General features: G+C 67.3%; 20 protein-coding genes and 1 pseudogene. 13 read left to right on the forward strand and 8 right to left on the reverse strand.

What is annotated here, in order from left to right:
- The first annotated feature begins 75 nt into the window (after positions 1–75).
- Positions 76–612: a type 1 glutamine amidotransferase domain-containing protein gene (locus CL52_RS18945; protein WP_041108466.1), complete on the forward strand. Its 537-nt coding sequence runs from the start codon at positions 76–78 to the stop codon at positions 610–612.
- Between the two features lie 91 nt (positions 613–703).
- Positions 704–1,900, forward strand: a complete 1,197-nt coding sequence (locus CL52_RS18950) for a class I SAM-dependent rRNA methyltransferase (RefSeq protein ID WP_041108468.1) — start codon at positions 704–706, stop codon at positions 1,898–1,900.
- A gap of 3 nt (positions 1,901–1,903) precedes the next feature.
- Here CL52_RS18950 and CL52_RS18955 read toward each other — a convergent pair whose 3' ends face one another.
- Positions 1,904–2,224 (reverse strand): hypothetical protein, encoded by a 321-nt coding sequence (locus CL52_RS18955; protein ID WP_052264600.1) that lies wholly within the window; start codon positions 2,222–2,224, stop codon positions 1,904–1,906.
- Positions 2,225–2,522: 298 nt separating this feature from the next.
- On the opposite strand from CL52_RS18955, the gene ilvD reads away from it, so the two are divergent.
- Positions 2,523–4,361: a dihydroxy-acid dehydratase gene (gene ilvD / locus CL52_RS18960; RefSeq protein WP_041108470.1), complete on the forward strand. Its 1,839-nt coding sequence runs from the start codon at positions 2,523–2,525 to the stop codon at positions 4,359–4,361.
- Positions 4,362–4,475: 114 nt separating this feature from the next.
- Positions 4,476–5,855, forward strand: a complete 1,380-nt coding sequence (locus CL52_RS18965) for a nucleobase:cation symporter-2 family protein (RefSeq protein WP_043222471.1) — start codon at positions 4,476–4,478, stop codon at positions 5,853–5,855.
- 4 nt (positions 5,856–5,859) lie between these two features.
- On the opposite strand, the gene cysQ is transcribed toward CL52_RS18965, so the two are convergent.
- Both cysQ and nudE read right to left on the reverse strand, forming a co-directional pair.
- Positions 5,860–6,678, reverse strand: a complete 819-nt coding sequence (gene cysQ / locus CL52_RS18970) for a 3'(2'),5'-bisphosphate nucleotidase CysQ (RefSeq protein WP_043222472.1) — start codon at positions 6,676–6,678, stop codon at positions 5,860–5,862.
- On the reverse strand, positions 6,675–7,241 hold the full coding sequence (gene nudE / locus CL52_RS18975) for an ADP compounds hydrolase NudE (RefSeq protein WP_041108476.1): 567 nt from the start codon (positions 7,239–7,241) through the stop codon (positions 6,675–6,677). Before nudE ends, cysQ begins: the two co-directional genes overlap by 4 nt.
- 110 nt (positions 7,242–7,351) lie before the next feature.
- On the opposite strand from nudE, the gene yrfG reads away from it, so the two are divergent.
- The 4 genes from yrfG to CL52_RS18995 all read left to right on the forward strand — a co-directional run bounded on the left by yrfG (position 7,352) and on the right by CL52_RS18995 (position 12,315).
- Positions 7,352–8,029 carry a GMP/IMP nucleotidase gene (gene yrfG, locus CL52_RS18980; RefSeq protein ID WP_041108478.1) on the forward strand — a complete coding sequence of 226 codons (678 nt, stop codon included), beginning with the start codon at positions 7,352–7,354 and terminating at the stop codon, positions 8,027–8,029.
- 171 nt (positions 8,030–8,200) lie between these two features.
- Positions 8,201–10,756 carry a PAS domain-containing hybrid sensor histidine kinase/response regulator gene (locus CL52_RS18985; RefSeq protein ID WP_043222474.1) on the forward strand — a complete coding sequence of 852 codons (2,556 nt, stop codon included), beginning with the start codon at positions 8,201–8,203 and terminating at the stop codon, positions 10,754–10,756.
- Positions 10,757–10,846: 90 nt separating this feature from the next.
- The gene (gene fdhD / locus CL52_RS18990; RefSeq protein WP_043222476.1) at positions 10,847–11,680 is read left to right on the forward strand and encodes a formate dehydrogenase accessory sulfurtransferase FdhD; all 834 of its coding nucleotides are present in this window, start codon (positions 10,847–10,849) and stop codon (positions 11,678–11,680) included.
- A gap of 176 nt (positions 11,681–11,856) precedes the next feature.
- Entirely contained in the window at positions 11,857–12,315 is a 459-nt protein-coding gene (locus tag CL52_RS18995; RefSeq protein WP_043222478.1) for a YMGG-like glycine zipper-containing protein, read from the forward strand.
- 56 nt (positions 12,316–12,371) lie between these two features.
- Here CL52_RS18995 and CL52_RS19000 read toward each other — a convergent pair whose 3' ends face one another.
- The 4 genes from CL52_RS19000 to CL52_RS19015 all read right to left on the reverse strand — a co-directional run bounded on the left by CL52_RS19000 (position 12,372) and on the right by CL52_RS19015 (position 17,236).
- Positions 12,372–12,803, reverse strand: coding sequence for an acyl-CoA thioesterase (locus CL52_RS19000; protein WP_043222480.1), 432 nt, complete (start codon positions 12,801–12,803; stop codon positions 12,372–12,374).
- 27 nt (positions 12,804–12,830) lie between these two features.
- Complete coding sequence (locus tag CL52_RS19005; protein WP_043222482.1) at positions 12,831–13,988, reverse strand: iron-containing alcohol dehydrogenase; 1,158 nt, start codon at positions 13,986–13,988, stop codon at positions 12,831–12,833.
- 219 nt (positions 13,989–14,207) lie between these two features.
- A complete protein-coding gene (locus CL52_RS19010; RefSeq protein WP_043222484.1) occupies positions 14,208–15,998 on the reverse strand; it encodes an acyl-CoA dehydrogenase C-terminal domain-containing protein in 1,791 nt (596 codons plus the stop codon).
- Complete coding sequence (locus CL52_RS19015; RefSeq protein WP_043222487.1) at positions 15,995–17,236, reverse strand: 3-hydroxyacyl-CoA dehydrogenase; 1,242 nt, start codon at positions 17,234–17,236, stop codon at positions 15,995–15,997. The genes CL52_RS19010 and CL52_RS19015 overlap by 4 nt, the downstream gene beginning before the upstream one ends.
- Positions 17,237–17,336: 100 nt before the next feature.
- Here CL52_RS19015 and CL52_RS19020 point away from each other — a divergent pair, with 100 nt between their 5' ends.
- From CL52_RS19020 to CL52_RS19040, 5 genes and pseudogenes are all read left to right on the forward strand, one after another.
- A complete protein-coding gene (locus tag CL52_RS19020) occupies positions 17,337–18,242 on the forward strand; it encodes a LysR family transcriptional regulator (protein ID WP_043223338.1) in 906 nt (301 codons plus the stop codon).
- A 142-nt stretch (positions 18,243–18,384) separates the two neighbouring features.
- Positions 18,385–18,645 (forward strand): annotated as a pseudogene (locus CL52_RS19025) (con-10 family general stress protein); the annotation flags it as partial.
- A 73-nt stretch (positions 18,646–18,718) separates the two neighbouring features.
- Positions 18,719–18,925, forward strand: coding sequence for a DUF2795 domain-containing protein (locus CL52_RS19030; RefSeq protein WP_041109585.1), 207 nt, complete (start codon positions 18,719–18,721; stop codon positions 18,923–18,925).
- A 67-nt stretch (positions 18,926–18,992) separates the two neighbouring features.
- Positions 18,993–19,547 (forward strand): ATP-dependent Clp protease proteolytic subunit, encoded by a 555-nt coding sequence (locus CL52_RS19035; RefSeq protein WP_256363852.1) that lies wholly within the window; start codon positions 18,993–18,995, stop codon positions 19,545–19,547.
- A gap of 313 nt (positions 19,548–19,860) precedes the next feature.
- Positions 19,861–20,484 carry a hypothetical protein gene (locus CL52_RS19040; protein ID WP_041109581.1) on the forward strand — a complete coding sequence of 208 codons (624 nt, stop codon included), beginning with the start codon at positions 19,861–19,863 and terminating at the stop codon, positions 20,482–20,484.
- 52 nt (positions 20,485–20,536) lie between these two features.
- On the opposite strand, the gene CL52_RS19045 is transcribed toward CL52_RS19040, so the two are convergent.
- A complete protein-coding gene (locus CL52_RS19045; protein ID WP_043222492.1) occupies positions 20,537–22,096 on the reverse strand; it encodes an ABC transporter substrate-binding protein in 1,560 nt (519 codons plus the stop codon).
- Positions 22,097–22,098: the final 2 nt, after the last annotated feature.

A 22,098-nucleotide genomic window follows, 5' to 3' on the forward strand; every position in this document is an offset into this window, starting at 1 on the left:
GGCCGAGAAGGCGGTCGGATTTCAAGTGACTCGCGATCGGCGAACGTCCTTTTCCAAGACCGAGGAGGCAACTACATGGCCAGACTGCAAGGCAAACGCGTGGCAATCCTGGTGACCGACGGCTTCGAGCAGGTCGAGATGACCGGCCCGAAGGAGGCCCTCGAGCAGGCCGGCGCCAGCGCCGAAATCCTTTCGGCCAAGAGCGGCACGGTGCGCGGTTGGAACCACACCACACCGGCCGACGAGTTCAAGGTCGACCACAGCTTCGACCGCGTCCGCGCCGAGGACTACGACGCCCTGGTGCTGCCCGGCGGCGTGGTCAACTCCGACAATATCCGCATGGACGAGATGGCCCAGGCGCTGGTGCGCGACGCGGCGCGCGCCAGCAAACCGATCGCCGTGATCTGCCACGGCGGCTGGCTGCTGATCTCTGCCGACCTGGTGCGCGGCAAGCGCATGACCAGCTGGCCTTCGCTGGCCGACGACCTGCGCAATGCCGGCGCCGATTGGGTCGACCAGCAGGTGGTGGTCGACGGGCACCTGATCAGCAGCCGCAAGCCGGACGACATTCCGGCCTTCAGCAAGGCCCTGGTCGAGGCGCTCGGCGGCTAGCGGCCGAGGCGAGCAGGCGACTGCGGCGATTCCGACCGGCGCAGTCGCCTGCGCTCGTTTAGAATGCCCGCCCCTTCATCTGGAGCCGCCCATGTCCCTGCCCAGCCTGCGCCTCAAAGCCAATGCCGACCGCCGCCTGCGCGCCGGCCATCTGTGGATCTTCAGCAACGAAGTGGACACCGCGGCAACGCCGCTCGGCGCCTTTGTCGCCGGCGACCAGGCTGTGCTCGAAGCCGCCAACGGCAAGCCGCTGGGCATCGTCGGCGTCTCGCCGAACAACCTGATCTGCGCGCGCCTGCTGTCGCGCGACCTCAAGCACAGCCTCGACAAGTCGCTGCTGGTGCATCGCATCCAGGTAGCCCTGAGCCTGCGCGAACGGCTGTTCGAGGTGCCCTGCTACCGCCTGGTGTACGGCGACGCCGACCTGCTGCCCGGCCTGGTGGTCGACCGCTTCCACGACATTCTCGTCGTACAGCTCGCCTCGGCGACCATGGAGCGCAACAGGGATGCCGTGCTCGAAGCGCTGGTACAGGTGCTCAAGCCGCGCGGCGTGTTGTGGAAGAACGATTCCAGCGCGCGCGATGCCGAGGGCCTGGAGCGCTACGTCCAGACCGCCTTCGGCGTAGTGCCCGAGTGGGTCGCGCTGGAGGAAAACGGCGTGAAATTCGAGGCGCCCGTGGTGGCCGGGCAGAAGACCGGCTGGTTCTACGACCATCGCATGAATCGCGCGCGCCTGGCGCCCTACGTCAAGGGCAAGCGGGTACTCGACCTGTTCAGCTACATCGGCGGCTGGGGCGTGCAGGCAGCGGCCTTTGGTGCCAGCGAAGTGTTCTGCGTCGACGCCTCGGCCTTTGCCCTCGATGGTGTCGAGCGCAATGCGGCACTCAACGGGCTGAGCGAGAAAATGACCTGCGTCGAGGGCGATGCCTTCGAGGCGATGAAGGAGCTCAAGGCGGCCGAGGAACGCTTCGATGTGGTGATCACCGACCCGCCCGCCTTCATCAAGCGCAAGAAGGATCTGAAGAACGGCGAGGCGGCCTATCGTCGCCTGAACGAAACCGCCATGCGCCTGCTGACCAAGGACGGCATCCTGGTCAGCGCCAGCTGCTCGATGCACCTGCCCGAGGACGATCTGCAGAACATCCTGCTCGCCTCGGCGCGGCATCTGGACCGCAACATCCAGCTGCTCGAACGTGGCGCGCAGGGCCCGGACCATCCGGTGCATCCGGCGATCCCGGAGACGCGCTACATCAAGAGCCTGACCTGCCGCCTGCTGCCCAACAGCTGAGTTTCACTCGACCCGCTCCGGGGTCGGCTGCGCGCGGGGCGCCTGCGGCACGAGCTGCTCGATCGCCTGATCGAGCTGCTTCAGACACATGTCGATGATGCGGTCGCGCTGGCCGCTGTCCCAGTCCATGGTCGCCAGCATGCGGATCAGGTCCAGGGCGCCCTGCTCGGCAATCAGCATGCCGTGATCGACCAAGAGCATGCGTCCGTGCAGTTGCAGGCGCAGCGGCTCACGGCTGCTGATCACCGCGCCGCGGGCCAGCAGGCAATCGATATGTTCGCGCAGCGCATGCAGGCTGCGCCGCTCGCCTTGAAGTTCGCTCATTCCGTTATGTCACCTTGCCATCCCTTGCCATGGCGTTGTGACATCAGTCACGCACCGGAAGACACAACCCGAGCAGCGCCTTTTTGCCACGCGCCGGGCGCAGCCTTGGCGCGGCGGGGGGCCGGGCGTAGAATCGATCCTCTTCGCCAGTCATCCCCCGGCGTGCTTGTGAGCCGGCCGCCCACGCGGTGATCCCGCGGACCGGTCATCGACAGACGCACGGCTACCGCCGTTTGCATGCAGCGCGCGAGGCGCTCACGCTACCCTAATCGCCCCCTGATCAGCCGCAGGAACCGTCATGCCTGACTACCGCTCGAAAACCTCCACCCACGGCCGCAACATGGCCGGCGCCCGTGCCCTGTGGCGCGCCACCGGCATGAAGGACGAGGACTTCAAGAAGCCGATCATCGCCATCGCCAACTCCTTCACCCAGTTCGTGCCCGGCCACGTGCACCTGAAGGACCTCGGCCAGCTGGTCGCCCGCGAGATCGAGAAGGCCGGCGGCGTGGCCAAGGAATTCAACACCATCGCCGTGGACGACGGCATCGCCATGGGCCACGACGGCATGCTCTATTCGCTGCCGAGCCGCGAGATCATCGCCGACTCGGTCGAGTACATGGTCAACGCCCACTGCGCCGATGCACTGGTGTGCATCTCCAACTGCGACAAGATCACCCCCGGCATGCTGATGGCCGCCCTGCGCCTGAACATCCCGGTGGTGTTCGTTTCCGGTGGGCCGATGGAAGCGGGCAAGACCAAGCTGGCCAGCCACGGCCTGGACCTGGTCGATGCCATGGTCGCCGCCGCCGACGACTCCTGCTCCGACGAGACCGTTGCCGAATACGAGCGCAGCGCCTGCCCGACCTGCGGCTCCTGCTCCGGCATGTTCACCGCCAACTCGATGAATTGCCTGACCGAAGCCCTCGGCCTGTCGCTGCCGGGCAACGGCACCACGCTGGCCACCCACGCCGACCGCGAGCAGCTGTTTCTGCGCGCCGGGCGCCTGATCGTCGAGCTGTGCCAGCGCTATTACGGCCAAGGCGATGCCTCCGTGCTGCCGCGCGAGATCGCCAGCTTCGCGGCGTTCGAGAACGCCATGACCCTGGATATCGCCATGGGCGGCTCGACCAACACCATCCTGCACCTGCTCGCCGCCGCGCAGGAGGCCGAGGTCGACTTCAACCTGCGCCACATCGACCAGCTGTCGCGCCGCGTGCCGCAGCTGTGCAAGGTGGCGCCGAACATCCAGAAGTACCACATGGAAGACGTGCACCGCGCCGGCGGCATCTTCTCCATCCTCGGCGAACTGGCCCGTGGGGGCCTGCTCAACACCCAGGTCCCGACCGTGCACAGCCGGACCCTGGCGGAAGGCATCGCCGAGTGGGACATCACCCAGACCGCCGATGAAGCGGTGCATACCTTCTTCAAGGCCGGCCCGGCCGGCATCCCGAGCCAGGTCGCCTTCAGCCAGAGCACGCGCTGGCCGAGCCTGGATACCGACCGCGCCGAGGGCTGCATCCGCAGTGTCGACAATGCCTACTCGCAGGAAGGCGGCCTCGCGGTGCTGTACGGCAACATCGCCCTGGACGGCTGCGTGGTGAAGACCGCCGGCGTCGACGAGTCGATTCTCGTCTTCGAAGGCACGGCGAAGATCTACGAAAGTCAGGACGCCGCGGTGAAGGGCATCCTTGCCGACGAGGTGAAGCCGGGCGACGTGGTCATCATTCGCTACGAAGGGCCGAAGGGCGGCCCGGGCATGCAGGAAATGCTCTACCCGACCTCGTATCTCAAGTCCAAGGGCCTGGGCAAGCAGTGCGCCCTGCTCACCGACGGTCGCTTCTCCGGCGGCACCTCGGGCCTGTCGATCGGCCACGTCTCGCCGGAAGCGGCAGCCGGCGGCGCCATCGGCCTGGTCGAGGACGGCGACAAGATCCTCATCGACATTCCCAACCGCAGCATCAACCTGCTGGTCGATGACGAGCAGCTCAAGGCCCGTCGCCTGCACCAGGACCACAAGGGCTGGAAACCGGTGCAGCCGCGCGCACGCAAGGTCAGCACCGCACTGAAGGCCTACGCCCTGCTCGCCACCAGCGCCGACAAGGGCGCAGTGCGCAACAAGGCGCTGCTCGACGGCTGAGCCGGCCGTCCTGCCTGAACAGCCCGGCCTCGCGCCGGGCTGTTTCGTTTCGGCCGGCGCTGTGCGGCCGTCCGGCGCGCCGGTAGAATCGCGGCTTTTTCCCGGACCCGCCCCATGAACGCGCACACTTCCGACGCACCGGCCACCCATGACCTGGTCCTTGGCCTGGACGACAAACCGCGGCCCTGGGTCGCCTTTCTCGCTGCGCTGCAGCATCTGCTGGCGATCATCGTGCCGATCGTCACGCCGGGCCTGCTGATCTGTCAGGCCATCGGCGTGTCGCCACGCGACACCAATATCATCGTCTCCATGTCGCTGGTGATTTCCGGCATCGCCACCTTTGTGCAGTGCCGCCGCTTCGGCCCGCTGGGGGCGGGCCTGTTGATCGTGCAGGGCACCAGCTTCAACTTCGTCGGCCCGCTGATCGCCGGCGGCGTGCTGATGGTCAAGGACGGCACGCCGGTCGAGGCGGTGATGGCAGCGATCTTCGGTGTGGTGATCGCCGGTTCCTTCGTCGAGATGGGCGTGTCGCGCGTGCTGCCGTTCGTCAAGCGACTGATCAACCCGCTGGTGACCGGCATCGTGGTGCTGATGATCGGCCTCACCCTGATCAAGGTCGGGCTGATCAGCATGGGCGGCGGCTTCGCCGCAATGGGTGACGGCAGCTTCGCCAACGGCGAGAACCTGCTGCTCTCGGGCGTGGTGCTCGGCGCCATCGTCGTTCTCAACCGGATGCCGGTGGTGTGGATGCGCAGCTGCGCCATCATCATCGCGCTGGCCATCGGTTACGCGCTGGCCGCCTGGCTGGGCCGGCTGGACTTCAGCGGCATGCACCAGGCCGCGCTGTTCCAGGTACCGATGCCGCTGCACTTCGGCCTGAGTTTCTCCTGGAGCCTGTTCATTCCGATGGTGGTGATCTACCTGGTGACTTCGCTCGAAGCCATCGGCGACATCACCGCCACCAGCAAGCTGTCGCGCCAGCCGGTCGAGGGCCCGCTGTGGATGCAGCGGATCAAGGGCGGCGTGCTGGTCAACGGCGCCAACTCGCTGCTGGCCGGGCTGTTCAACACCTTTCCGAGTTCGGTGTTCGCACAGAACAACGGCATCATCCAGCTGACCGGCATCGCCAGCCGCTACGTGGGCATGTGGATTGCGGCGATGCTGGTGATCCTAGGCCTGTTCCCGGTGGTCGCCGGCGTACTGCAGGCCGTCCCCGAGCCGGTGCTCGGCGGCGCCGCGCTGGTGATGTTCGGTGCGGTGGCCGCCGCCGGCATCAACATCCTCGCCGGCGTACAGCTCGATCGCCGTGCCCTGCTGATCATCGCTGTCTCGCTGGCGTTGGGCCTGGGCTTTTCCCAGGTGCCGGAATTCCTCGCGCACCTGCCGGCGGCACTGCGCAACGTACTGGAGTCGGGCGTCGCCACCGGCGGCATCTGCGCCCTGCTGATGAACTGGTTCCTGCCCGAGACGCCGCCGGTCGCCGAACGCCGCTGAAGGGTCAGGCGTGCTGCGCCAGCTCCAGCAGGCGCGCACGCCAGTCGACACCCTTGGGCAGGGCGAGAAACGATGGGTTCAGGTAGCCCTCGCGCGCCGCGTAGCGAAGCGGCGCACCAGTGACCTCGATGACCTCGCCGCCGGCACCTTCGAGCACACCCTGGGCGGCCGCCGTGTCCCACTGCGAGGTCGGCGCCAGGCGCGGGTAGCAGTCGGCCTTGCCTTCGGCCAGCAGGCAGAACTTCAGCGAGCTGCCGACGTTGGCCAGCGCCAGGTCACCGAAGCGCTCGCGCAGGCTGCTGACCAGGTGCTCCTGCGCCGGGCTGCTGTGCCGACGGCTGGCGACCAGGGTGAAGCGCTCATGCGGCGCCTGCCGCACACGCAGCGGCTGGCTGCTGCCATCGGCCTCGCTGCGCCAGGCGCCGAACTCGGCGCCACCGTAGTAGCAACGCCCGCTGGCGGGGATGCCGACCACGCCGAAGCGCACCACGCCACGCTCGATCAGCGCCACGTTGACGGTGAACTCGTCGCTGCCGGCAATGAACTCCTTGGTGCCGTCCAGCGGATCGACCAGCCACCAGCGCTGCCAGCCGGCCCGCTCGGTCAGCGGCAGCTGGCAGTCCTCTTCGGACAGCACCGGAATGCCGCCATCGAGCGCTCGCAGCCCCTCGACGAGCACATCGTGCGCCGCCAGGTCGGCCGCGGTCACCGGCGAGTCGTCGGCCTTGGCGGTAACCGCGAGCTCGCGGCGCCAGTGCGGCAGAATCGCATCGCCGGCCTTGCGCACCAGCTCGATGACCGAAGGCAGATAGGGATGGCTCATGCGGCGAACTCCCCGCGTTGGGTCAGTAGATCGCGCGCCAGGTACAGCGCGGCCAGCGCCCGCCCCTCGCTGAACTGCGGGTGCTGCACGAGGCTCGACAGCTCGGCCAGGTCGAAGCGCTCGACACGCATCGGCTCCGGCTCGTCGCCGGGCAGGTGCTCGACATACAGGTCGCGCGCAAGGACCACCTGGATCTTCTGGCTCATGTAACCGGGCGACAGCGACAGCTCGGCGAGAAACTCCAGCTGACGGGCGCCAAAGCCGGCTTCCTCCTTCAGCTCGCGATTGGCCGCCTCGAGTACATCCTCGCCGGGCTCGATCAGCCCCTTGGGCAGCGACAGCTCGTAGCTGTCGGTTCCGCCGCAATATTCCTCGACCAGCAGCACGCTGCGCGCATCGGCCATGGCGACGATCATCACCGCGCCATAGCCCGAACCCCGACTGACCAGGCGTTCGTAGGTGCGCTCCACGCCGTTGGAGAACCGCAGCTGCAGCTCCTCGACGCGGAACAGGCGGCTGCTGGCAACGATCTCACGAGCGAGCACGGTGGGTTTCTGGCGCATGGGGCACTCCTGCAAACGCGAGGGGCTATCATAACCCGGCTTTTTCGCGGCGGCTGCGAGCGCTTTGCCAGCGAACGCACCGCCGATCCGCCACCTGCCGCGAGCCTGCCATGACTGCCAACCTGCCCTGGCGCGAGATAGACACCGTCCTGCTGGACATGGACGGAACCCTGCTGGACCTGCATTTCGATAACCATTTCTGGCTCGAGTTTCTTCCGGCCCGCTACGCCGAACGCCACGGCATCAGCCAGGCGATGGCCGAGCTCGAGCTCGGTCCGCTGTTCAACGAGCACCAGGGCCGCCTGACCTGGTACTGCCTGGACTACTGGACGCGCGAGCTGGACCTCCCGATCCGCGAGATGAAGCGCGAGATCGCCCACCTGATCGCCCTGCGCCCGGCGGCCGATACCTTCCTCGCCGCGCTGCGCCAGGCGCGCAAGCGGGTCGTGCTGATCACCAACGCCCACCGCGATTCGCTCTCGCTCAAGCTCGAGCGCGTCGAGCTGGCGCCCTGGTTCGATCGCCTGATCAGCTCGCACGACTATGGTTACCCGAAGGAGGAGGCGCAGTTCTGGCATGCGCTGAAGCAGGACATCGCGTTCGAGCCGGGTCGCGCGCTGTTCATCGACGACAGCCTGCCGATCCTGCGCAGTGCGGGGCGCTTCGGCGTGGCGCATCTGCTGGCGGTGCGCGAGCCCGACAGCCGACGCGGCGCCAAGGACACCGAGGAATTCGCCGCCGTGGACGATTACCGTGATCTGGTGCAAAGCCTGGAGGCCGCCGGCTAGACGAAACAGCAGCGGCAGCGGGCCGAAATCATTACACTCTGCGCCAGATGACTGGCGGGTCGTTCGACAACGGACGTTCGATTGACACCGCCCGCTGCAGGTCGCGCGACCTGCAGCTGATACAAAGCGAACCAGGGGCCGTCGAGCCCGGTGCAAAGGGATGGAGAACGCATGGCATTAGCGCAGCGCTGGCCGCACAGCGAGAGCGAAATGGGCGAACGGATTCGCCGGCACGACTGGACCGCGACGCCGCTCGGCGCGCCCGAGGCATGGCCAGCCACGCTGCGCCTGCTGGTCGAGACGGTACTCGAAGCCCCGTTGCCGATGTGCATTCTCTGGGGCGAGGCGGACATCCAGCTCTACAACGACGCACACGCCCGTCTCATCGGCAGCCGCCATCCGGCCGAGCTGGGAGCGCCGGCTTGCCGCGGCTGGCAGGAGAGCTGGGCGCTGCTGGCACCGGCCTGCGACCGCGCGCGCCGTGGCGAGGCCCGTCTGCTGGAAAGCGAACGGCTGCGCCTAGAGCGCGACGGCCAGGCCTACGACGCCTGGTTCGACCTCGCCCTGAGCCCCATTCGCGGCAGCGAAGGCGGCATCTGCGGATTACTGCTGTGCCTGCGTGAGACCACCCAGCAGATCCGCACCGAAGAACGCCTGTCGCAGGCCGCGCTGCGCCACCAGCTGGACGCCGACTTCCAGCGCCACAGCGTGCGCCGGCTGCAATTGGCGCTCGAGGCCAGCGACCTGATCGGCATCTGGGACTGGGATGCCAACCGCGCGCTGCCCGGCCAGGAACTGGAGCTGCTGTCGCGCCTGGACGAGCGTAGCGAGGCCGGGCAACAGGGCTTCCACGTCCAGGACTTCTTCGCGCACATCCACCCGGAGGACCGCAGCGCGGTGCGCCAGGCCGTCGAACGCTGCCTGCGCCAGGGCGGCCCCTTCAACGAGCGTTATCGGCTCGCCGCTGCGCACGAGACGCCGCGCTGGGCCCAGGCACGCGGCCGCTGTCAGCGCGACGGCGACGAGGCGCTGCACTTCACCGGCGCGGTGATGGACATTACCCGCCAGCACGCCAGCGAGCAGGCGCTGCGCAAGAGCGAGACGGAGATCAAGGCGATCACCGACTCGCTGCCCATCCTCATCGGCTATGTCGACGACCAGCAGCGATTCCGCTTCAACAATCGTCACTACGAGGACTGGTTCGGTCATTCACCGCAGTGGCTGTACGGCAAGACCGTGCGCGAGGTGATCGGCGACAAGGCCTATCTGATCCGCGAGTCCGCCATCCAGCGGGCGCTGGCCGGCGAGCCGGTGAACTTCGAAGCCTATGCGCCGCACTGCGACGGCTCGGCTCGACACGCCCTGGTGCAATACCTGCCCAGGCACGACGAGCAGGGCAAGGTGCGCGGCTTCTTCGCCATGGCCATCGACGTGACCGAACGCTGGAAGGCCGAGCAGGCGCTGCGCGAGCTGAACGAGACGCTCGAAAGCCGCATCCAGGAGCGCACCGAGGCGCTGGCGCAGGTCTACGAACGCCTGCTCAAGGAAATGGCCAGCCGCGAGCAGGCGCAGGAGGCCTTGCGCCAGGCGCAGAAGATGGAGGCGGTCGGCCAGCTGACCGGCGGCATCGCCCATGACTTCAACAACATGCTCACCGGCATCATTGGCGGCCTGGAGCTGATTCAGCGCTACAACCAGTCGGGCCGCCACCTGGAAACCGGCCGTTTCATCGAGGCCGCGTTCACCTCGGCCAATCGCGCCGCCGCCCTGACCCATCGCCTGCTGGCCTTTGCCCGCCGGCAACCGCTGAACCTGCGCCGGGTCGAGCTCAACGGCCTGATCGTGTCGATGCACGACCTGCTGGTGCGCACGCTCGGCAGCCACATCCGCATCGATACCCAGCTGACCACCGATCTGTTGCCGGCGATCAGCGACGAAAACCAGCTCGAAAGCGCACTGCTCAACCTGGTGATCAACGCGCGCGACGCGATGCCCGACGGCGGCACCCTGTGCATCGCCACGGCGAACGTCGAGCTGCGGCGCGATGGCGAAGTCGGCGACCTGGAAGCCGGCCCCTACGTGACGCTGAGCGTGATCGACAGCGGCTGCGGCATGAGTGCCAAGGTACTGGCCAGCGCCTTCGAACCGTTCTTCACCACCAAGCCGATCGGCCAGGGCACGGGCCTCGGCCTGTCGATGATCTACGGTTTCGCCCGCCAGGCCGGCGGCCATGTGCTGATCGACAGCGAGCCGGGCCAGGGCACCGAGGTACGCCTGTACCTGCCGGTGCATCCGCAGCTGACGCTGCCGGCCGAGGACCTGCGCCAGGCAAGCGAAGCACCACAGGCGCAACAAGGCGAAACCGTGCTGGTGGTCGAGGACGACCCGGCCGTGCGCCTGCTGGTCCTCGATGTGCTCGGCATGCTCGGATACTGCGCGATCGAGGCCGCCGAACCGCGCGCCGCAGCGCGCATCCTCGAAAGCAGCGAACACATCGACCTGCTGGTTACCGACGTCGGTCTGCCCGGCATGAACGGCCGCCAGCTGGCCGACATCGCCCGCCAGCACCGCCCCGAGCTGCCGGTGCTGTTCATGACCGGCTACGCCGAGCAGGCTGCCAGTTCGGGCTTTCTCGAACAGGGCATGGACATGATCAGCAAGCCGTTCAGCGTCGATGCCCTGGCCCAGCACGTGCGCGACATGCTCGCCGCCGGCAGGGACGCCTAGCGCCAGCGCGACCGGCCATCGCCGGGCGCGGAACGTTCGCCGGCAGCCCGGGTTCACAATTGAACCCGTGCCCTGTCTGACGTTTACGCCATGAGATCCGCTGCCCGTGCCAACCTGAAAGTCGTCGATGCCGTGCCGGTTGGCGCGAGTCGTCGCTATCACTTCCACGCTCTTGGCGAGCCGGCCGAGCAGCCGGTCGAGCTCGCCGAGGAATGCGCCCTGGCGCTGGCCTACAACGGCATCAGCCAGGCGGTGATGATGGTCTCGCCGGCCGATCTCGAGGATTTCGTGGTCGGCTTCAGCCTGGGCGCCGGCATCGTCGAGCACCGCGGCGAGATCTACGACCTCCGTCTCAGCGGCACCCGTAGCGCGCGGCAGGCCGAGGTCGAGATATCCAGCCGCGCCTTCTGGCGGCTCAAGCAGCAGCGCCGCGGCCTGCCGGGTACCAGCAGCTGCGGCCTGTGCGGAGTCGAGGCGCTCGAACAGGCGCTGCCGCGGCTGGCACCGCTGCCACCTTCGGCCTTGCCCGAGCCAGGCTATCTGAACGGTCTGCGCCAGCGCATCGCGGCCTTCCAGCCCCTGGCGCACGACTGCGGCGCGGTGCACTGTGCGCTGTTCATGGACGCCAGCGGCGAGATCCGGCTGGCGCGCGAGGACATCGGCCGGCATAACGCACTGGACAAGCTGATCGGTGCGCTGGCGCGGCAGCGGCTCGAGGCTGCCGGCGGTCTGGCGATCGTCACCAGCCGCTGCAGCCTGGAACTGATCCACAAGGTGCAGCGCGCCGGCATCGGCACCCTGGTCAGCCTGTCGGCACCGACCGGGCTGGCCGCGCGCTGGGCACAGCAGCACAACCTCAACCTGATCCACCTGCCGCACCACAGCGAGCCACGGGTCTACAGCCCCGCCGAACCCGGCGCCTAGCGCCCACGGCAGCGCAAGCCGAATGGCCTCTGACCGCTTCGCTTGCGACCAAGTTCCTCAACTATTTCAAATACTTGTCAATCGAGAGATGGCTCACGCAATTTATCGATGAATGCTTGTGGACGGCGGCGTTACGGGTTCAGATCGCGGCGCAATCCACCAATCGGGGTTTTCCTATGAAGTATTCGTCGATTCTGCTGTTGTCTGCGAGCCTGCTCAGCGGCACCGCGTTTGCCGGTAGCAATACCGAGGCGGCCGTGGGCGGCGCGCTCGGCGGGGCATTGGGCTCGGTCGTCGGGGAACATCTGGGTGGCACCACCGGCGCCGCGATTGGCGCCGGGGTCGGCGGCGCCGCCGGTGGCGCCATCGGCGCGGACAAGCGCAGCCGCACCGAAGCGGCGCTCGGCGGCGGCCTCGGCGCGGCTGGCGGCAACGTCATCGGCCAGCGGGTCGGCGGCAGCACCGGCGGGCTGATCGGCGCGGCCGTGGGCGGTGGTGCCGGCGGTGCACTGGGCAATGCCTATGGCGACGATGACGACGACTATCGCGATGGCCGCGGCTACCGCGAACGCTACCGTTACGGTCATCCGGGCAAGGGCCACTACAAGCACAAGTGGCACAAGCATCACCGCTGAGCATCAACCGCCTGTCGAGGGCCGGCCAGCACTGCGCTGCCGGCCCTTTTTTCGTTTCAGGCCAGCGCCTCCAGTGCACCGCGCAGACGCTCGGGTATCGGCGTCGGCCGGTTGTCGGCCCGGCGCACGAAGACATGCACGAAACGCCCGGCGGCACAGGCTTCATGCTCGCCCTGGCGAAAGATCGCCAACTCGTACTGCACCGACGAATTGCCCAGCTGGGCGACCCTCACACCGACCTCGATCAGGTCGGGAAAGCTGATCGAGGCGAAGTAGTCGCACGACGAGCTGACCACGAACCCCACCACCTCCCCGCCATGGATATCCAGCCCGCCCTGCTGGATCAGATAGGTGTTGACCGCCGTGTCGAAGAATCCGTAGTAGGTCACGTTGTTGACGTGCCCGTAGATATCGTTGTCGTGCCAGCGCGTGGTGATCGGCTGAAAGTGCCGGTAATCGCTACGCAGGCGTTTCGGTTGCGCGGTCATCGCCGCCTCCTGAATGTCGAGCGTCGGTCAATAGGCCGCGCGGTAGATCGCCAGCGCGTCGGCCTCGGTGACTTCGCGCGGATTGTTCACCAGCAGCCGTTGCTGCTGCATCGCCTCGCGCGCCAGCTGCGGCAGCATCGCCTCGGGCACGCCGGCGTCGCGCAGGCGCGTGGGCAGGCCGACCTGGGCGCTGAGCTGGTCGAACGTCTCGATCAGCTGCTCGGCGGCACAGCGTCCGGCCTGCAGGCGTGCGCCCAGCAGGATCGGCGCCAGCTCGCGGTACAGTGGCCGGGCGGCCTCGAGATTGAAGCGCAGCACATGGGGCAGAACCAGCGCGTTGGACAGCCCGTGCGGAATATGGAAGTTGCCGCCCAGCGGATAGGCCAGCGCATGCACCGCGGCAACCGGCGCATTGGCGAACGCCTGTCCGGCCAGGCAGGCACCCAGCAGCATGGCCTGGCGCGCCTCGCGGTTGGTGCCGTTGCGCACCACCTCTTCGAGGTTGTCCGACAACAGCCGCAGCGCTTCGCAGGCCAGCAGGTCGGACAGCGGGTTTTTCTTCAGCGCACTGGTGTAGGCCTCGATGGCATGCACCATGGCGTCGATTCCGGTCGCCGCCGTCACCGCCGGCGGCAGGCCGAGCGTCAGGTCCGCATCGAGCAGGGCCAGGTCGGGCAGCAGCAAGGGCGAGACAACGCCCATCTTGGTCGTCTCGCCGGTGGTGACGATCGCGATCTGCGTCACTTCCGAACCCGTGCCGGCGGTCGTCGGCACCTGGATCAGCGGCAGGCGCTGGCCTTTGGCGTTGCCGACGCCGTAGATGTCCTGCAGGGTCTGGCTGTTGTCCGGGTGCGCCAGCAGCGCGACCAGCTTGGCGACGTCCATCGAGCTGCCGCCACCGAAGCCGACGATCAGCCCCGCCTGCTGCGCCCGCGCCTGCTCCACCGCCGCCAGGATGACGGATTCCGGCGGGTCGGCCAGCACCTGGTCATACACCGCGACCTCTACCCCCTCGGCCGCGAAGCCCGGCAGCACCCGGTCGAGCAGGCCCAGGCGGGTGATGCCCGGGTCGGTGACGATCAATACCGAGCGCGCTTCGCGCTCACGGCACAGGCTGGCCAGGCGCTTGGCCGAGCCCGGCTCGCAGATCAGTTGGGCGGTGGTGGCGAAACTGAACGGGTGCATCGGTGCCTCCTTATTCCAGAAAAGACCGCCTCCCCGCGGGGGGAGGATTTGAGCGTTGGACGCTTCGCCAGCAAGCTGGCTCCTACGAAAGGCAACGCGGGCCTGGTTGGTACGAAAACGGCCAGAGGCCGCTCACCTGTAGGAGCCAGCTTGCTGGCGAACGGGGCGGCCACGCCCGCCGACCTGGCGGGAACACGCATTGAGCGCATCAGGCACAGATCAAAACGCGAACTGCGCCTCCGGCATCGCCATCAGGCAGTCCGCCCCGCCGAGCAGCGCCTCGCGATGCGCACTGGCACGCGGCAGCACGCGTCGCACGTAGAAGCGCGCGCTGTGCAGCTTGGCGTCGTAGAACGCGGCCTCGTCGCTGCCCGCCGCCAGCACCTGCTGGGCGCGGCCGGCGGCTTTCAGCCAGAGCCCGGCCAATAAGACGTAGGACGAATACTGGAGAAAATCCACCGACACCGCGCCGATCTCCTGCGGATCCTGCGCGATACGGGCCAGCACCTCATCGGTCAGCGCGCGCCACTCCTGCAGGCGCGCCCGCACCGGCGCGACCAGATCGGCCAGCGCCTGGACGTCTGCCAACGCGTCGCACAGGGCCAGGAACTCGTCCGCGATCGCCTTCAGCTCGGCGCCGCCATCGCCCATCAGCTTGCGGCGGATCAGGTCCAGTGCCTGGATGCCGTTGGTGCCCTCATAGAGCTGGGTGATGCGGCTGTCGCGCATCAGCTGCTCCATGCCCCACTCGCGGATATAGCCATGACCGCCATAGACCTGCACGCCGAGGCTGGCGACTTCCTGGCCCATGTCGGTGAAGAAGGCTTTGACGATCGGAATCAGCAGCGCCGCGCGCTTGCCGGCGGCCTTGCGGGCCGCCGCATCCGGGTGGCCGTGTTCGAGGTCCAGCTCGCGCGCGCAGTAGGCGGCGAGCATGCGGCTGCCCTCGACCAGCGTCTTCTGCGTCAGCAGCATGCGCCGCACGTCCGGGTGCACGATGATCGGGTCGGCCGGCTTGTCCGGGTGCGCCGCGCCTGCCAGCGAGCGCGACTGCAGCCGCTCTCGGGCATAGGCCAGGGCGCCCTGGTAGGCCTGCTCGGCGATGCCCAGCCCCTGCAGGCCGACCTGGAAGCGTGCGTCGTTCATCATCGTGAACATGCACGCCAGGCCCTGGTTCGGCTCGCCGACGATCCAGCCGGTGGCGCCGTCGAAGTTCATCACGCAGGTTGCCGCGCCCTTGATGCCCATCTTGTGCTCGATGGCGCCGCAGGCCAGTGCGTTACGCTCGCCCGGGGTGCCGTCGGCGTTGGCGATGAACTTGGGCACCAGCAACAGGCTGATGCCCTTCACCCCGGCCGGCGCATCCGGCAGACGGGCCAGCACCAGGTGCACGATGTTCTCGCTCATGTCGTGCTCGCCGCCGGAGATGAAGATCTTGCTGCCAGTGACCCTGTAGCTGCCGTCCGCCTGCGGTTCGGCCCTGGTGCGCAGCAGCGCGAGGTCGGTGCCGGCCTGCGGTTCGGTCAGGCACATGGTGCCGCTCCAGCGTCCGCTGACCAGTTTCTCCAGATAGGCGTTCTTCAGCGCCTCGCTGCCGTGCTTGTACAACGCCAGCACCGCGCCCTCGGTCAGGCCCGAGTAGATGCGAAAGGACAGCGAAGCGGCCATCAGCATCTCGTGGAAGTTGCACGCCACCAGCTGCGGAAAGCCCTGGCCACCATATTCGGTCGGCCCGGTCATGCTCGCCCAGCCATTGTCGACGTATTGCCGGTAGGCCTCGACGAAGCCCTGCGGCGTGCGCACCTCGCCGTTCTCCAGGGTCACGCCTTCTTCATCGCTGTTGCGATTGAGCGGGGCGATCTCGCCGCCGGTATAGCGCGCCGCTTCCTCCAGTACGCCATCGATCAGCTCGCGATCCAGGCCATTGCCAAGCCGTTCGCAGTGCGCGCTGACGTCGAACAGTTCGTGCAGGTTGAAGCGCATGTCGCGCAGCGGGGCCACGTAGTTCATGCGCGGCCCTCCTGCACGTCGCTGAATCGCTTGCCTTCAGCCGCGAGGCGTTCGATCAGCGCGGCCGGCTGCCAGTGCGCGCCGAAGCGTTCCTGCAGCGCCAGCAGACGATCGCGAATGCCGGTCACACCCTGCGCGTCGGCCCAGGCCATCGGCCCGCCCTTGTCGGCCGGGAAGCCATAACCATTCAGGTACACCAGGTCGACATCGTGGCTGTTGGCCGCGATGCCTTCCTCGAGGATCTTCGCGCCCTCGTTGACCAGCGCCAGCAAGCAGCGCTCAACGATCTCCTCGGCGCCGATCGCGCGGCGCTGATAGCCCAGCCGTTCGGCGATCTGCTGCACCAGCGCATCGACCTCGGGGTCGTGTTCGGCCTGGCGGCTGCCTTCGGCGTAGCGGTAATAGCCCATGCGACTCTTCTGGCCGAAGCGGCCGAGCGCGCAGAGGCGGTTGTCGACCTGCACCAGCGGATCGTCCTGCCCCTGGCCGGCCAGCTCGCGGGCACGCCATTCGAGGTCGATGCCGACCACGTCGTACATGCGGAACGGCCCCATGGCGAAACCAAAGCCCTGCAGGGCGGCGTCCACCTGGTGCGGGTAGGCACCTTCGAGCAGCATGGCGCGCGCCTCGCTCACGTAGGTCTTGAGCATGCGGTTGCCGATGAAGCCCGGGCAATTGCCGGAGACCACCGCCACCTTGCCCATGCGGCGGCCCAGCTCGAGCGCGGCGTCCAGCACGGCCTTGTCGGTCTGCGCGCCGCGGACGATTTCCAGCAGCTTCATGATGTGCGCCGGGCTGAAGAAGTGCAGGCCCAGCACCTGCTCGGGACGCTTGGTGACGGCGGCGATGGCATCGATATCCAGCGCCGAGGTATTGCTGGCAAGGATCGCACCGGCGCGAACCACGCCATCCAGCTCGCCGAAGATCGCCTGCTTGAGCGCCAGGTTCTCGTAGACCGCCTCGATCACCAGATCGACCTCGGCCAGCTCCGCGTAGCCGGCGACCGGCCGGATACGCTGGCGCCGGGCAGCCGCTTCGCCCTCGTCGATACGCCCCTGGCGCACGTTGTGGGCAAAGGTGTCGGCGACCACGCCCAGCGCCTGCTCGAGCATCTGTGCGTCCTTGTCCAGCCACAGCACCTCGATGCCGGCACTGGCCAGGCTCATGGCGATACCGCGGCCCATGGTTCCGGCGCCGATGACGGCGGCGCAGTGGATGTCGTAGCGGGTTTGCTGCATTGCACGATCCTCATCGCAGGGGCGAAAAACAGGAGACCAACCTTAGACGAAGCCGGTACTATTTTTGAAATTTTGTCTTGTGATGGTTTGGATTCACCAAGTGAATATATCTGGCTTCGATCTTAATCTGCTGAAGGTGCTCGACGCCCTGCTGCGCGAGCGCAACGTCTCACGCGCTGCGCAACGCCTGTCCCTCAGCCAGCCGGCGGTGAGCAATGCGCTGGGGCGTTTGCGCGAATTGCTCGACGATCCGCTGCTGGTTCGCGTCGGCCGCAGCATGCAGCCAACGCCGCGGGCGCTCGGCCTCGAGTTGCCGATCCGCGACGCGCTTGCACGCATCGAGGATTCGCTCAATGCCGGCGACCTGTTCGATCCGGCCAGCAGCCAGGCGCATTTCACCGTAGCCGTCACCGACTACGTCGAGCTGCTGTGCATGCCGGCGCTGATGAAGCGCCTGGCCCAGGTGGCGCCGGGCGTCCGACTGGCGATCGAGCCGCTCACCCCGACGCTGCCGGCCGAGGCGCTCGACCGCGGCGAAATCGACCTGGCGCTGGGCCGTTTCCTCGAGGTGCCGACCCGCTTCCAGACCCGCCGCTGGGCCAGCGAAGGCCTGCAGGTGGTGCTGCGCAAGGGGCACCCGCTGGCCCAACGGCCACTTGATCTACCGGCTTTCCTGCAGCTGCGGCACCTCTGGGTACACGGCGGCCAGACCCGCGGCATGGTCGACCTGTGGCTTCAGGAGCAGGGCCTGAGCCGCGAGGTCGTGTACACCACGCCGAGCTATCTGCAGGCGCCGCACGTCGTCGCGGCCAGCGACCTGGCGGTGGTCTTGCCGACACGGCTGGCCCGGCACTTCGCCGCGCTCATGCCGCTGGCATTGCTGGACCTGCCCTTCGCACTCGGGCCTTTCCAGCTGGACCTGGTCAGCGTGGCGCAACGGCAGAACGATGCCGCACTGCAATGGCTGATCGGAGAGATCGCGCAGCTGGCCGAGGAACAGGCCTAGCGCAAGCGCCAAGGGCATGGCGCAAGGCCATTTACCACTCGTCTCAGGCGGCTGAACTTGGCCTGCCGGACTCTTTCAGAACAGGTGTGACGACGCGAAAGGCATCGTCCGACTTTGTCGATCCAATTTTCTGGGGGACCCAATGGCTGACAAGAAAGACAGCATGAGCGTGAACGAAGCGGGCCGCAAAGGTGGAGAGGCGACCGCCGCAAGCCACGACAAGGAGTTCTATCAGGACATCGGAAGCAAGGGCGGCCAGGCCAGTGGCGGCAACTTCAAGAATGATCCCGAGCGCGCCGCGCAAGCGGGTCGCAAAGGTGGGCAGAACAGCGGCGGCAATTTTGCCAATGACCGCGAAAAGGCTTCCGAAGCCGGGCGCAAGGGCGGCCAGCACAGCGGAGGCGGCCACAACAGCTGATGTCATCCACCCGCGAGCGGGCCTCTCGTCCGCTCGCCAGCATCCCTAGGAGGTCAGCATGACGCGCGGAGTAGGCGGCGAATCACCCGCTAACGTGGCAACCTACCTCAAGGGTATCGACTACCCTGCAAACAAACAGGACCTGCTCCAGCACGCCAGGCAGAACGGCGCCGAGCAGGATGTCGTCGACGTCCTCGAACGTATGCCGGAGCAGCAGTACGGCAACATGGCGGACGTGATGAAGGGCTACGGCGAAGCCCACTAGAGCGCCACGAGGCGGGCCTGCCGCCCGCCTCACTGGCTGACCCATCGCTCGCAACACAAGAAGTCGAATCATGACCGTTCATATCGTCAACTTCACCGCGCCGATCAATTCGGCGACCTGCGGCCAGCTCATCGCCAAATGCTCGCAAGCGGTCCAGGACGGCGCCTCCCGCCTGGTCATCAAGATCGCCACCATGGGCGGCGAATGCAGCTACGGCTTTTCCATGTACAACTTCCTGATGGCGCTGCCGATCCCGGTGCACACGCACAACCTGGGCACCGTGGAATCGATGGGCAACATCATCTTTCTCGCTGGCGAGCGGCGCACGGCGTGCCGGCACAGCAAGTTCCTCTTCCACCCGTTCCACTGGACGCTGCATGGCTCGGTCGACCATGCACGGATGTCCGAATACGCGATGAGCCTGGACGAAGACCTGGTGCTCTATGCGCGCATCGTCGAGGAACGCACCCAGGGCGCGCGCGAGCCGCTGGACATCCCCGATTATCTGAAGGCCTCGCCGCGTATCCTCGAGCCGGAAGCCGCGCTGGCCACCGGCATGATCCACGCGATCGACGAATGCGGCGTGCCGCGCGACGCGGTGAGCTGGTGCGTGCATTCCTAGCCCTTGGGCCGGAAAGCAAAAAACCCGCCGAGGCGGGTTTTTTCTGACCATTCCGAATCCATTCGGGGCGCCGTCCTGGCAATGGCCTGTCATCCATGATCCCGAGCGCGTCCTGCGCTTCAGAGATGGGCATAGATTAGCCGGCGGTCAGTGGCAGGGGCAGCGCAGAACGCCGTCGCGTCTTGTAAGCCTTTTGCTATAACGGAACAGGATTAATGCCTATCTCGCATCTGGCACGTCGTTGAGCCGGATCAGTCCTGTCGCCGGTCGAGCGAGGCACATTGGCCTTCCATACCGCGCGGAGGTGTCGAGCATGACGGGCAAGGGCTGGCGAGCGGTGATCATTCTCGGAGGGTTTGCGCTGCTGGGCCTGGCCGGCTGCGCGCAGACGCCCGGTCGCTCCTGCGCGGACGAAGCGTCGTATTTCCCCGCCGGTCTGTTTCCCAGCCAATACCCCGCCTCGGACGAACTGCGCCGGCGCCGCTATGCCGCTCCGTTGCAGCGTCTGGGCGAACCGTCGCTGGCCTGCGCGCCGGCCGAGGCCGCAGAGAGCTATCGGCTGCTCTGGCTCAATAACCTGGCCCACCCGGTGGTGATCCGCGTGTCCGCCGACGGCGAGGGCGCCACGCTGGCCGCCGCCCAGCTCTCGGGCTGGGGCTGGGCCGAACCCGGCGAGCCGCTCGCCCGCTCTCTGCAGCGCCTGACCACCGAGGACTGGCAGCGCCTGCGAAAGGCCCTGCAGCGCGCCGACTTCTGGCACCTGCCGACCTCGGGCACGCTCTACGGCGTGCACGGCGGGCAGTGGGTCATCGAAGGCCAGCGCGGCGGGCACTACCACCTGGTCGACCGTTGGAGCCCGGCGGCCGGCGAGTTCCGCGAACTCGGCGAGCTGTTTTTCGACCTGGCCGGCTGGCTGCGTCCCGAGCCGGGGCAGTAGCCCGAAAACGGCAAGGCCCGCCATCACGGCGGGCCTTGCCGGCGCGCTGCACTCACTTGGCGTGCGAGACGCCCCAGTAGAACTGCATCGGCGAGGTGATGCCCTGCAGGTCGCTGCGGAAGGCGACCGGCTCGAAGAACTGCCCGAGCACGGCAAAGGCGCCGTCATTCCACAAGCGCTGCTGGATCTCTCGCGCCAGGGCCTGCTTTTCGGCACCGCTGGCGTTGGCCGCCTTGGCCCGCAGGCGTTCGAGTTCGGCGTCGTCAGCCCAGCCGAACCAACCGTTCTGCGGATCGCCGGAGAAGGCAATGGCCGAGGTATCGGACAGATCCGCCGCGTTCCACCAGGTGTGGAACATGCTCCAGCCACCCTCTGCGACCGGCGCCCGACTTTCGCGCTGTTGCAGCATGGTCGCCCAGTCCATGTCGCGCACCTCGACGGTCATGCCCAACTGCTTGAGCAGGTTCGCCGTCACCTGGGTAAAGGCGGTCATCACCGGCATATCGACGGGGTTGAGCAGCACCACCGGCGTGCCGTCATAGCCCGCCGCGGCCAGGGCCTTGCGGGCGGCGCCGAGATCGCCCTGCTTCATCACCTCGCTACCGGCCTCGTTGGCCAGCGGCGTACCGCAGGGAAACACCGAATAGCAATTGCGCCAGTAGCGCGCGTCACCGAGCGCCGCGGACATGTAGGCGTCCTGTTTCATCGCCATCAGCACCGCACGGCGCACGCCCGGATTGTCGAACGGGGCCTGCTGGTGGTTGAAGCGTGCCATGGCCACGTTGCCCAGCGGGTCGGTCGAGGCGACCGTCACGTCCGCCTTGTCCTCCATCATCGACACCAGGCGGGTGGAGGGCGACTCGACATAGTCGACGCGGCCGTCGAGCAGCCGCTGCACGGCTTCCTGCTGCATCGGGTAGTAACGCCACTCGACGACATCGACGCCCGCCACCTTGGCGCCGGCGGCCTGCGACTGCGGGTCGTGCCGCGGCTTGTAGTTCGGGTTGCGCACATAGACGGCCTTGTCCGCCGTCGATCGCTCGGGCTGATAGACGAACGGGCCGGAGCCAGTGGCTTCGGTAATCGGCGTGAAGGCGTCGGTCTGCGCCAGGCGCTTGGGCATCATGAACGGAACGTTTACCGAGACCTTGCCCAGCGTGCGGATGATGCCGACATCAGGCTCGCGCAGCACGATGGTGAAGGTGTGCGGATCGTCGATGCTGATGCGCTCGACGTTGCGGAACAGCTGCTGGCCGGCGCCGTCACGCTTGCCCCAACGCTGCAGCGAGGCGACGCAGTCCTCGGCGGTGACCGGCGTACCGTCATGCCATTGCAGGCCTTCGCGCAGCTTGATGTGCCAGGTCTTGAGGTCGCTCGAAGAGGTCCAGGTTTCCGCCATCTGCGGGCGCTGCCGCAGGTTTTCGTCGAGCGCGAACAGCGTGTCGTAAACCATGTAGCCGTGGCTGCGCGTCACGTACGCGGTGCTGGTGATCGGGTCAAGCGTGGTCAGCCGCGCGTGCGAGGCGATGACCAGTTTGTTCGCACACCCCGAGAGCAGCAGGGCCGCGGCCATTGCCGACAGCGCGAACAGGTTTTTCTGCCGTGTGTACATCA

The organism is Stutzerimonas balearica DSM 6083, from assembly GCF_000818015.1.
GTDB classification, from domain to species: domain Bacteria; phylum Pseudomonadota; class Gammaproteobacteria; order Pseudomonadales; family Pseudomonadaceae; genus Stutzerimonas; species Stutzerimonas balearica.